This is a genomic window from Sphingobacterium sp. UBA1897, assembly GCF_002337775.1.
Lineage (GTDB): Bacteria > Bacteroidota > Bacteroidia > Sphingobacteriales > Sphingobacteriaceae > Sphingobacterium > Sphingobacterium siyangense.
In genome coordinates this window covers 18,200-30,788 of the sequence record NZ_DDGR01000037.1, presented here as the reverse complement: position 1 = coordinate 30,788, position 12,589 = coordinate 18,200, and the positions used below count along the sequence as shown (strand labels likewise).

Here is a 12,589-nt window from a genome sequence, read left to right as displayed (position 1 = left end):
GTCATTTGGTTTATGCCAAATGATTTTAATACATTGTTTATCCATTAATTAATTGTGTTGTTATAAAATTAACAAGGTCTTTCTTCGAAGGCAAGGTAAAATGTCTGAAATGGGATGAACGGTAAAGGATAGAGTGCTTATATATTGCTTAATGACTATTTAAGGTGGATTTTTTGTGAGGACATAAAAATAAAATTATAGCACGAATGGTGGTGCGTATTTAAGTACGCAAGCAAAATAAAGCAGGATTCCGTAAATTTTGACGGAATCCTGCAACGCTATTTTTAATTTTTTATCCGGAAAATTTTTATTTTAGTTTGCCTTAACCGATTAAACTTTATGCAAACTAAAAAACTTATTGAGAAATTTCATTCCGAGATTCAGGTTAACTACATCCCGCTTAGGCTTCAGCTATTGCTGGCTGTTCTGTTGGGAAATTTTTTCTGTTCGCCCAACAAATTTCTTGTTTTCGATACGCGGTATACAATCCCCAAATTTTATCTCTATTGGTTTCTTTCTTCGCTGATCGTTATGGGGGTGCTTATTGGAACGCATTTTTTTAATCGATACATGGATAGGAGATTATCTTGGCTGACAGATTTTAAGCGGCGTCTGATCAGGCAAATCCTCTACGGAATGGTGCTCCCTGCACTGCTCACAGTGGTTTTTGTGATGCTGGTATTTTTACCCTTAAATGCAAAAGGTTGGGGTGCTATCATTCCTTACATGCGGCACGAATTTAGGTTTGTGTTATTGTTTATTAGCATCTTGAACATGTTATTTCTGGTGATATACGTTATGCGATTTGCCCGATTTGTGAAAGATCAATACTTAGAGGCAGAACTTGAGTTGGCTGCTCTCAGGGAGGTAGTTGTAAGCTATGAAACACTGCAACTGAAATTAGAGGATGAGCGGGGAGGGGACCTTTCCGATGAGATCAAGCTTGCTCCTTGTCTTGGGGTAAAATACGGTTATGAAGATAACTATGTCGCACTTGACGGCATTGCCTTTATCAAAAGCTCGGCGAATGATAAAAGGCTCCTGACCTTGACGAGTAGTAAGGAGTATACACATAACTATAGCCTAGAGACATTGATGAAGGTCCTCGACCATGATCAATATTACCTGATGTACAGACGTTATATCGTTAATCGGAGTATCATCAAAGGATATCGTGCTTTAGAAAACGGTATATTAACGATTGAACTAAAGCCGTCTTTTGAGAAGCGAGATGATATATTGGTAAGCCGTTACCATGCTGCTGATTTTAAACGTTGGTTTGATAAGGCCTAAAAGCCATATTGCTAAATCATTCATGATATAGCTGTGGCTGACTTACAGGTGGACTATGTCAGTAGTTTGCTGATAGGTCAACCGTATTTCCTTTATCTGGAAAATGCTATTTTGCAAACTTATAATTCACCCCAACCGCAATTCCCAAAACCTGTGCTCGATCAGAATTTCTCTCGGAATGGAAAGGAATGAGCGAGTACATCTTATAGTGTGGGGACAGCGTGACAGCAAACTGTTGGGATAATGGAACCTTTGCCCCCAGTCCAATATGGAAACCTATGCCATGCTGCTTGTCTACATAACTATTTGCGTTCTGCTGGAAGTGTAACATCGGTCCCGCATTTGCGTAGAGATATTTCAAAAATTTTACCCTGGCGTCTAAAGGGATTTCCCAAATAGAAAGGTCTGAGGAGTATTGCATCCGCTCCACCGATGGATCGACTATTGCCGATGTTGTCGTAATGTTCTGATGGGAATAACCCAGACCTGCACCAAAAGACCATGTTTCATTATAGCGATAGCCTACACGGAGCAATCCGGCTATATAATTCTTACTGTCGTCGCTACCGGCTCCCATAAGGCTCTGCCGCGGTCCAATAGTACTCTCTGCTAGAGGAGTAAAAGAAAGTTCGATCTCATAACTGCCACTATTGTTTTGCTGCGCGTAAAGTGCGGTTCCTGATAAAGTTAATAGGGAAAAAGATATCCCGGAAAGTAATTTTTTGAGCATATGAATATCGGGTTATAGATTTTATAATTGTTTTCTCTTTTTAATTGGCGCTAATTCTCACTAGAAATCTAACTGATAGCGTGTAAAGCTTCCTTTTTCTGAATTAACAGTGGCTGCTTTGTCGAATTGTAAGGGGTTCGATCCATTATAGCCTTGCCATTTTAATACCGATTCCATATCGGCAGGAATCGTTATCCTAACGATGGTATCCAAATCACGAGGGACCGGAGCGATAGAAAAACCAGTATTGGATTTCTCCGGACCATAGCTAACGGCAAGCATCGTCAAATCGAGTTTTTTGACATTTTTGAGATGCAACTCCATTTCGCCCTTTTTAAACAGCATTATTCGTTCATCAGTTGGCTTATCATACTTGAGCTCGTCCAAGTCGTAAGAAGCTACGCTTTGATAGGAATCTGGATGGTTTGTATTAAGATAATAACCATTCTTTTTGACACTAACTATAAAAAAGCCTTCCCGGGATAGGTATTTGCTGGCATCAAATCGAAAACTATATTTGCCTTTGGTATCTGTCTTTGTTTTCCCCAAACTTATTGATGGTTTAAGGAATGAACTGTAATATTGGAACGAAATCCCTACTTCTACGTCAGATAATAATTTGTTCGCAGGAGTATCCACAACAACTCCCGATAGTACAATACAATTCTGCGCACAGGTAGTGCCATCGCGCTCATCTTTTTCGCACCCAAATAGAAAGAATGGTAGGATAAAGAGCAACCATTGCCCTTTATGTACTTTTTGAAATATGTTCAGCATAATAATATAGAATAGGTCAGTAAGAAGTATTAAAGGAAAATCAATAAAACTGCGCATTTCGTTAAAATAGGTCTTTTCATAATTTATTTTGATACTATACTATTGCAAACGGAAATAATATGCGTAATGCTACAAATTTAATAAATATAAGTTAATAGTTAACCCTAGACGCTAAAAGCTGCAATTTGATCACAAATGATTGGGCATTTGCGAGGATAATGTCTCCCAATTGACCATTACATGATACACGATTGGAAAATTTATTGGGATAGCGCAAAAGTTTTCCGCTTGTGTCAGCTAGAAATCGAAAAATGAAATGATTGCTGACCAACTAAGGTATTATTCTTTGAATTTTAATAAATTAGTAGGATGAGATATTTAATAGTCCTATTGTTAAGCTGGTTTACTTGCTATTCGGTCGCTGCACAAAACCAAGCAAAAGGAAATAGTGCCGGTAAAGATGAAAAGACCTATATATTGGTCGCCAATAAGATCAATACTGATTTTAATTATAAGTTGCTGGATGATTTTGAGCAGTCTTTTTCAGCTTTAATCAAGGAAAACAACAGCCGCGAATTAGTATTCAATCCCGTAAATGGCAAGTACCATTATTACAAGTTTATCGCCACCTATAAAGCAAGGGGGATCTCACCAGATAGTGATCCGGCCAAGCCGGAGCAAACCTTCCACAATATCTTGATCATCAAAACCGACGACCAGCAAAAGATCGTAGATGGCTATCATTTTGTGCTCGAATGGAATGAGAAGCCGCTATCTTATCCCTTATTTCGGATGAAAGCTGCCGATTTGCCCCTGAAAGAAGGCCTATCATTGAAGCAGCTGAACCTCAAAAGAGTGACCGATAATACCGATTTTGATAGCGATGGTAAGATCAAACTGTCGAGCTGGTAACGTTTAAAAAAGTTAAGAATAGCTTAGAACAATCGTATGGAACTGGATAGCCTTTACATAAGTATTAAAATAGAAAAATCGAGATTAAACGAGTATTTTTCTTCTAAACCGATTTCCCCGAACAAAGATGATAATTGGTCGCAGTGGTGGGAGAGTCGGCAGATGTACAGCAAAACAACGTTGGAAATTATTCCAAGTTATTCACAGGCGCGCATTCGTGAAGTCTTCGATAATCTGCTCAAGGATCAATTTTATGGTGCGAAGGAGTATTACGATGAGGAAAAGCAACACTGGACATTCGCCGTACTGAACTTCAGTGAAAACTATCTTGAAATATTGCCGATGCTGGCTCTTTTAAAACAATTGGAAGGCTTTGTTTTGGAGGGTTATGCCCTGATTTTTGACTGGATGTGGGGTGGTGATACGGTGATGGCTTATGTTGACTTTACCGCGGGAAGTGCCTTGCTCGAAACGGTTACGGAATCTTATGCGGTCGAACTCAAACGATTTGAAGAAGCTAATCAAGGCTTACAATCGCTGGCTGAAGAGCTGGGGGCTGGCTAACAGCTAGTAGTGGCTGCATTCATGTGCAAATTATAACCAACTATCACCTTATTTTAACCTCTTTTAGTTAAGCTTTGTAATACTAAACTGGCTATTGTATATTTAATGTCATATTGACATTTATTTAAATCTAAATTGTTATGAAGCCAGTTCAATTTAAAGTTCCTGCCCCTCAGGATAAATCTATCTATATTCAAGAAGATGTACTGGATAAATTCTATCCGTATATGCATCGTCATGAGGAATATCAATTAATCTGGATTAAAGAAGGTATCGGCCAGCTACTCGTGGACGATAATGTACATGAGTTTCAGCCCGGCGACATTTTTCTATTGGGAACAAACCAGGCCCATGTGTTTAAAAGTTTCATCGCAGGAGTATCTGTGCGGTCTGTCTCACTATTTTTTAGCCCGAAAGGAGCACTGTCTACCATGGCCACCATGCCCGAACTTCGTAATCTGCTTGATTTTGTGCATAAATGCCAGCGGGGATTTAAGGTTCCGCCGAAACATCAGGGACAGGTATGCTATTATATTGAAATCCTGCAAAAGTCCGACTTTCTGGATCAGCTCGTCAATTTCTTTTATCTGTTAAAATCACTCAGCAAAGTATTCGCCGAATTGGAGCCGCTTTCTGGTGTTCAACTGGCCAAAAGGGAAATCTCCAAACCTTTCAGAATCGAAAAATTATGTAAATTTTTGGAAGAGCACTTTAAAGAGGATATCAGTTTGGATGAAATAGCCGAAAAGGCAAACCTTACGCCGCATGCCTTTTGCCGCTATTTTAAGAATTGCACCGGAAAAACTTTTGTCGCCTATTTAAATGAACTGCGTATCCGTGAAGCCTGTAAATTATTGGGTTTGGGTAGGCACGACTCGATCTCTTTAATCGCCTATGATGCCGGCTTTAATAGCATCACCAATTTCAACCGTGTGTTTCGAAGTATATTGGGGATATCGCCCAAAATATATGTGCGCAACTACCGAAATTATCTATACGATTAACAAACTTTTTAATCACTTTAGGCTATTTGATCCCATCTGGCAGAAGGTCGCTCAATTTCCTGCGCGATTTCGGCTCTGATTCAATTCCGTCTAACCATAACGGGGAAAATATTCCCGATAGGATTGGACGGAATTGCTGTTTTATGCACTATGCTGCAATCCTACAGCTCGCCAATAGGCCTCTTTTTCTTTTGTTAAAATGCTAGAATGAGTGGGTAAGATCTGACCGAAAACCGCTACTCCGAAGTACTAATTTTGTTACAGAAAGAAGAACTAATCAATTTTTTAACATGCTGTTACAGCCTTTTTTGCAAAAGGAATTCATTTATCCCAGGGATAGATGTGTCATTGACAGTATGCTAAACTGAACACCTGCTTAACGAAATTATGACTATGTATGAAAATCTTCCAAAAAAATGCTTAACGGGTATTTTTATGTTGCTGCTGTTGGTCTGTCAACAGCTATATGCGCAACAACAGAGAACGGTCACGGGGATCGTTAAAGACGAAAAAGGCATACCTTTGTCTGATCTGAGTATTTTAGAGAAAGGCATCCGCAATGCCACCAAAACAGATGCGGATGGAAAATTCAGCCTACCGCTTAAATCGGCAAATCCGACCTTGATTTTTAGTTACGTCGGTTATGTACGGCAGGAGAAACAGCTGCGTGCCGGCGAAAATACACTTCAGATCACCATGAAGGAAGATGGAACGGGGCTGGATGAGGTGGTCGTGATGGGCTATCAGGATGTGCAGCGGCGGAAGACGACAGGAGCTATTGCTACCGTAAAAGGGAAAGATTTTGAAAATACGCCCTATGCAACCTTCGATGCCATGCTGCAGGGACGCGTGGCTGGTCTGACGGTATTGAGTACTTCGGGCGAACCCGGTACCAATAACATTGTCAACATCCGCGGGACGAGCAACCTGGGCTTAGCAGACAACCAACTGCAGGCGCCCTTATATGTGATCGACAATATTATTTACGACGTGAGTGATATCCGGTCGGCTTATGGTAATGCAAGTCCTTTGCAGGCCATTAATCCCAACGACATCGAATCGGTTGACATCCTGAAAGACGCTTCGGCATCGGCCATTTATGGTGCCCGTGCTGCAAATGGGGTCATTATCATCAAAACCAAACGTCCGGCGCAGGGTAAACCCGAAATACGGATCTCGGCTTACAACGGAGTTTCTAGCCGTCCGGCAATGAAGCCCATCACCGTTGGTGCAGCCGAGCGCAGGCTGAAAATGAACTTGCTCTATCAGGGTGGATCGTACGACTGGTTCAATAACGGATCCATTAGCCCCATGTTAACAGATAGTTTAAATCCAGCCTTTAACAACAATACCGATTGGCAGGGGCTTTTTCTGCAGTCGGCCAACATCAACAATGTCAATGTGAGTATCGGTGCCACCATGGAGAAATTTTTATACCGTTTCTCGGCACAGCGTTACTATGAGCAGGGCGTAATGATGGGCTTTGAAAATGAAAACCTAACCCCGCGCCTGATGTTACAGGCTAACCCGACGGACAATTTCCAATTTGAAACAAATTTGTTCGCAGGTTTTACTAAAGCGAAACATGGTTCGGGTGACGATACGAAATATCCCTTTAGCACCTGGGGATTTCCTTCTTCTTTCTATCAGCTTACGGATGTAGACCAGCAGATTTATACAGGGCGCTACGATGGTTTGATGGATCGCGATAACTCCTTCAGCCTGAATGGAAACTTCGCGGGGACACTGAAAAAGTTTCTGATCAATGGCCTGACCCTGCGCTCGCAGTTTTCGTTTAATGTCAATAATAATACACGCGATCTTTTTCGCCCCAAACTGCTTACGGGCTATAGAAACTTTGCACAGAATTGGGTGAACCAAAATAAGCGCTGGGAATGGGAAACCTATTTTAACTACATCAAGAGCATTCGCAATATCCATAATTTTAGTGCCGTTTTGGGTACTGGTATTGAACGCAATACGTCCAATGAAAATTATATGTATGGCTACAACGACAATGGAAATTATGTGAAAACCGTAACCGGTATCCCTTCCGGGCCTGATCTCTATGCAACGACTTCCATCAATGAGCGCTCGCGCGTATCGGTATTCGGTCGTTTTGGCTACGATTATAAGGACAAATACCTGCTTTCTGCAAGCTACAGGATGGACGCATCGTCGCGCTACAGCAAGGATAACCGCTGGGGTATTTTCCCATCCATATCTGCAGGCTGGGTGCTTTCGGAAGAACCGTTTTTCCAGGGAGTCAAAAACGCGATATCCTTTTTCAAAATAAGGGGTAGCTATGGTATTACGGGTCGTGATCCGGGCTCGTACTATGCGCGCTACACAGGACTGACTTTTGACGCATCTTATCCAGGGGCGGTGCTGGAAAATGGCATTGCTGGTTCGGTACTCTCGTATAACGGTAAGCCGACAGTATCTCCTAATTATGCGGCGGCGGCAACATCACCGACGATCCGATGGGAGCGTTCACCGCAGTTTAATGCCGGGTTCGATATGAACCTGCTGCACGACCGGGTTACGGTAACTGCTGATTTTTATGTGCGCGACTCCAAAGAGTTGGTATACGATCTGACGATGCCCGCTACTTCGGGATACAGCACGGTCTCCAACAATTTTATCAGTGTGAGAAACAGTGGTGTGGAAATGACGATTATCTCCCGAAATATGGCCCCTGGATCTGCTTTCCAGTGGACTACAAATTTCAATATGGCTTATAATAAAAATTATGTGACCAGCCTGCCTGACGGTGGAAAGGAAATACAAGTGGGACCACCCTGGATGCAACGCGCCCTGAATGTAGGCCAGCCTATTTTTCCATTCAAAGTATGGGATGTGGATGGCGTATATGCGACCAATGCTGACGTGCCTGTCGATCCATTGACGGGAAGAAGAATAGCGCACTTTAATCGATCGGTCCTTTATCAGGCTGGCGATCCGCGCAGAAGGGATGTCAATGGGGATTATGTGATCGACTATAACGATAAAATTGATATGGGAAATCCAAATCCCGACTTCGTGGGCGGTTTTATCAACCAATTTTCTTACAAGAATTTTAGCCTATCCACACTCGTGAGCTTTGTTTTCGGACGCTCTTTGTGGAATGGTTACCTGTCGGATAAATTACAGGATGCCGGTTCATCTGCCCTTTATTCGACCTGGGGTACCAATTCGGCTATTGCAGGCGATTTTAAACCCAGCGACTTCTGGATGAAAGACGGCGATCAGACCAAATACCCTACTTTGTTTCGCAATACGGTAGACAATTGGCACATCGCTAATAGTACTTTCGTGGAAAATGCCAGTTTTGTACGCCTGAAAAATATTCAGCTGAGCTACACATTCCCGCAGGCCATGATTAAGAAACTTAAGTTGAAAATGCTCCGCATTTATGGGGTCGTGGATAATGTGGCTGTTAAGTCCTGGTCTTCTGTGCCGGACCCTGAAGCAGTGGAAGCCAATGGTTATTCAACGGGCAACGGATATCCGATCCCGAAGAAATGGACAATAGGCTTGGATGTTACCTTTTAATCATGTCAGTTCCATCGGATAACGGTGGCTTAAAATTAGTTAGAGATGAAAAGAAAAATATTGTTTTTAATGCTGAGTGCTTTCATGTATCTCGCTTCAGGCTGCTCCAAGTTTCTGGACATTGAGCCTGTCAGTTCGGCAACCGACGAGAACTTCTGGAAAACGCAGGAAGATGCCAATAGCGCAACCAACGCCATGTATGCGCTGCTGCGCAAGGCCCTAAATCAAGGCAATGGGATGGCCTACTATGCCTATGGCGATTTGCTAACGGACGAAATTACTTCTTCGACCAACGCAGACTTTAATCCGATTGTCAATATGCAGCTCAATACGGCTGTAGCGGCTTCGGAAACCTGGCGGCCCGCGTATCAGCTGCGGCGCTATGATGTCTTCTATCAGGCCATAGACCAGGCCAACCGCGTGATCCAAAAGCTCCCTAAGATGGATGAAAATGCCTTTGACAATGTATCGACCAGGGATTACTATATCGGCGAAGCTTACTTTGTGCGTGCATTTGCCTATTTCTATATGGCGAGGGTATGGGGAACAGTGCCGATTATCACAGAATCTGTGGTGCCCATCAATGCTGTAAATCTCCCGGCAAGTAAAGAGAGTGATGTGCTGGATCAGAGCCAGGCCGATTTAACTAAAGCTTTGACTTTACTGAAATGGAGCAATATTGACCAAGATGATTTTGCCCTGCGTGCAAATACCGGAGCAGCGCTTGCCCTGCAGGCGCACCTGAGTGCATGGCGCGGCGAATATGCGGACTGCATCGAGGCGGCTAAATCGGTATTGGAAAGCGGCGAATATTCTTTTGTGGGAAGGGACAGTCTGAATTACCGCAGTATTTATCAGGGAAAATCCAATGAAGGTATTTTTGAGATTTCCCAAAATGGGGAAAACGAAGGTACAAACTCGGGGATAGGGTACTTCTCGCTAGCCGGGCCTTATTTTCGGACTTTAACAGATCCGATTCTAAGAATCAGTCAGGATTATATTAAAACGCTCTTTAAAGACAGTAACGACAAACGATTTAAAAGTGTGTTTGATATAGTTTATAACGGTAACTATGCGCTGTGTACGAAATATGCGAATGTTAAGTTTTCGAGTAATGCGTCAAATGCCAATGCGATATTTAAAAATAACATCATCATCTTTCGCTATTCTGATATTAAGCTGCTTATGGCAGAGGGATTGGCCGCAACAGGTAAAAATAGCTCCGCAGAAACCATCTTAAATGAAATCCGCACGCAAGCTGGACTGCCTGCCTACACAAATGAGGAACCGCTCATCGAGGCCATCTTTAGCGAAAGAGCGCGCGAGCTTTTTCTGGAAGGCCATCGCTATTACGATCTCGTGCGGTTGTATAAACACTTCAATGTCTATAAATTTCCGGAAGGCAAAATGAACCAGTCGCAATTTAATGCGAAGAAATACCTTTGGCCATTTGACCCATCGTTGTTGTCAACCAATCCGCTGCTGAATCAGACACCATACTGGGGAACCGTCAATATGTAAACCACTAAACCTGAAAAAAATGAAAACCTTATATCGATTTGCGTTGCTGCTGGCTTTTGGACTGACCGTGATCGGTTGCAAGAAAGCAGCTTATCTGACGGATGACGGCCTCCATACAGCCGAAGTCAATCTGTCTACTTACGATTACCTGGCGGCTCATCCCAATGGGATGTTTGATACCCTGCTGCTGGTGATTGACCATTTTAAACTCAAAGACGAAATCAACAAGGCGAAAACCTTTTGGGCGCCTTCGGATTATTCGGTCAACCGTTATTATAAGCAGAAGGCAGACTCGGTGAAGTATGTGGACGAAAATGCACAGTATTCTTTTGATCAGTTTCTCAACGAAATTCCTGTGGATTCGGTCAGGGCATACATCTACAACGATGCCCCTTACAATTTGGAAACGGCCAGTACAGCGTATACGACGATCAGCAATGCGTCCAATGTGGGTGGATTTTTCTATCATAGGCAAAAGCAGCCCAAAGCGGCCTGGTCTTCGCAGCCCGTTTATTATTTATACTACGTCAAAGTGCGTGGCGAGGCGGATCAGATCAGCCCTGACGGTATTGTTACGGTCAAAGAAGATGATCAGGCCGACATGCGTATATATTGTCAGACAACCGGGATTAAAACGGCTTCAGGAACTATGCTGAATGTGTTGGCCAATACACATACGTTTATCGGCGATTTTGTGCCGCGCATCCTCACCGGGCCTAAAATTGTGGAAACTGGTTCTACGCTGACTTTTACCTACGATCTGAGTATTAAATACGATGCCGCCGGTTATACTGGCACCACAGTAGACGTTTTGCTTCCGCGTTTAGCACGCTTTTATGGCCTAGAGAGCGGAGCAATATCCGCGTTGGTAGGCAAGGACATCACCTATTATGCCGTGCAGCCTGATGGTAACTTAAATGCAAACAGTACGGCAAATGCACCAGGACACTGGTTCGATGCCAAAGGGCAGACCTGTTCGTGGGGTGCCGATGCACGCATTGTATCTGAGCTGGCAACCTCAACGATGACCTTCAATATATTGCAATATCCAGGGCAAACAACGGTGGGTAGTACCTATACGGTACGACAATCCCTCGTGTACAAGTCGAAAACAAAGGGTGATTTGAATGCTGTTTTTGTATTCAACATTAAGATCAAATAAATTATGAAACTAGCTGGATGGATTCCGCGGCAGTGCTGAATCAACCGGATGGTTTCGTCACACATGAAAAAATAAAACAGATGAAAAAACGAAGTTTTATAATCGGCTTAGCAGGTTTATCCCTCGGGCTATTGGATTCCTGCAAGAGTGATCAAATAGGTTATTTAAGTGAAAATATACGCTATAATGTGGAGAATCTGCAAGTCAATCAGGGGGCAGTGGTGTACACGGATGCCATTGTTGCCAATGGAAGCACAACCCCGCTGACCGTAAATCTGCTTGCGGTAAGGAACAAGGAAACCGGCGAGCTCTCAACAGAATTTTCAAAAGAACATGAGATATCCACCTACCTCGCTGAGATCACCTGGCGGGATACCACCCTGGAACTGTTGAATGCCAAGATCGGCAAAGCTAAATATCCACCGATGATGCTCAATGCGACCGGTGGTCGCGTGGGTTTTACACAGGCGACGCAATTTGTGACCCCGGGACAATACACGATCGATGTGGAGGTGAGCAATGTCGCCGGACAGAAAAAATTTAAGAATATACTGAACTTTAATGTCATCGGTGCCAAGAAGGAAGATATTTTATTTAAGTCGTGCACGAGTTCGGACTACGGGGCCGAATCCAATTTTCTACCGTATACAGACTATGAGATCGTCGTAGAGCATCAGGCGGAAGGAGAAAACAAAATTGTATATCAATGGGAAGATAAAAACGGCAGGCCCTTCAATCCTAAAAAAGGCGAGGTCATCAAACGTGGGGACCGTCCGACATTCAAAAATTGGTCGCCTTACTATCCGGAGGAAGTTACCGATACGGGCTTGGTGTATCGCTATCCAGATGTTTCGGGTCTGGTGTATCCCATCATGAACGGTACTTATGTAGGTACAGAATTTTGGTCGGGTGATCCTATTTCTTATTACCGTATTGTTGGTACGGCGACTACGCTGGGACGTAATCTTAACCCCGTATCGACCATCAAATTCTACCGAAGTGGTACCTATACCGTTCGCTTCCGTTTTTTGACCATTACACATAGTTGATCTCTACCTATTAAACGCTCAA

The 12,589-nt window shown here is 43.1% G+C and carries 10 protein-coding genes; 8 read left to right on the top strand and 2 right to left on the bottom strand.

The window, feature by feature from the left end; genetic code table 11:
• The first annotated feature begins 339 nt into the window (after window positions 1–339).
• Window positions 340–1,293 (top strand): LytTR family DNA-binding domain-containing protein, encoded by a 954-nt coding sequence (locus B4N43_RS23725; protein ID WP_286736628.1) that lies wholly within the window; start codon window positions 340–342, stop codon window positions 1,291–1,293.
• 106 nt (window positions 1,294–1,399) lie between these two features.
• Here the strand turns inward: B4N43_RS23725 and B4N43_RS23720 are convergent, their stop codons facing one another.
• On the bottom strand, window positions 1,400–2,023 hold the full coding sequence (locus tag B4N43_RS23720) for an outer membrane beta-barrel protein (RefSeq protein WP_286736626.1): 624 nt from the start codon (window positions 2,021–2,023) through the stop codon (window positions 1,400–1,402).
• Between the two features lie 60 nt (window positions 2,024–2,083).
• Window positions 2,084–2,800: a hypothetical protein gene (locus B4N43_RS23715; RefSeq protein WP_286736624.1), complete on the bottom strand. Its 717-nt coding sequence runs from the start codon at window positions 2,798–2,800 to the stop codon at window positions 2,084–2,086.
• 369 nt (window positions 2,801–3,169) lie between these two features.
• Between B4N43_RS23715 and B4N43_RS23710 the strand changes: the two genes are divergently transcribed.
• The 7 genes from B4N43_RS23710 to B4N43_RS23680 all read left to right on the top strand — a co-directional run bounded on the left by B4N43_RS23710 (window position 3,170) and on the right by B4N43_RS23680 (window position 12,567).
• Window positions 3,170–3,712: a hypothetical protein gene (locus B4N43_RS23710; protein ID WP_286736622.1), complete on the top strand. Its 543-nt coding sequence runs from the start codon at window positions 3,170–3,172 to the stop codon at window positions 3,710–3,712.
• A 36-nt stretch (window positions 3,713–3,748) separates the two neighbouring features.
• Entirely contained in the window at window positions 3,749–4,276 is a 528-nt protein-coding gene (locus tag B4N43_RS23705; RefSeq protein ID WP_112373466.1) for a hypothetical protein, read from the top strand.
• Between the two features lie 140 nt (window positions 4,277–4,416).
• Entirely contained in the window at window positions 4,417–5,280 is an 864-nt protein-coding gene (locus B4N43_RS23700; RefSeq protein WP_112373465.1) for an AraC family transcriptional regulator, read from the top strand.
• 393 nt (window positions 5,281–5,673) lie between these two features.
• Window positions 5,674–8,835 carry a SusC/RagA family TonB-linked outer membrane protein gene (locus B4N43_RS23695; protein WP_075991533.1) on the top strand — a complete coding sequence of 1,054 codons (3,162 nt, stop codon included), beginning with the start codon at window positions 5,674–5,676 and terminating at the stop codon, window positions 8,833–8,835.
• A gap of 45 nt (window positions 8,836–8,880) precedes the next feature.
• Complete coding sequence (locus B4N43_RS23690) at window positions 8,881–10,356, top strand: RagB/SusD family nutrient uptake outer membrane protein (protein WP_083663519.1); 1,476 nt, start codon at window positions 8,881–8,883, stop codon at window positions 10,354–10,356.
• Between the two features lie 19 nt (window positions 10,357–10,375).
• Window positions 10,376–11,518, top strand: coding sequence for a DUF4859 domain-containing protein (locus tag B4N43_RS23685; protein WP_286736618.1), 1,143 nt, complete (start codon window positions 10,376–10,378; stop codon window positions 11,516–11,518).
• 80 nt (window positions 11,519–11,598) lie between these two features.
• A complete protein-coding gene (locus tag B4N43_RS23680; protein ID WP_286736617.1) occupies window positions 11,599–12,567 on the top strand; it encodes a hypothetical protein in 969 nt (322 codons plus the stop codon).
• The last annotated feature ends 22 nt before the right edge of the window (window positions 12,568–12,589 follow it).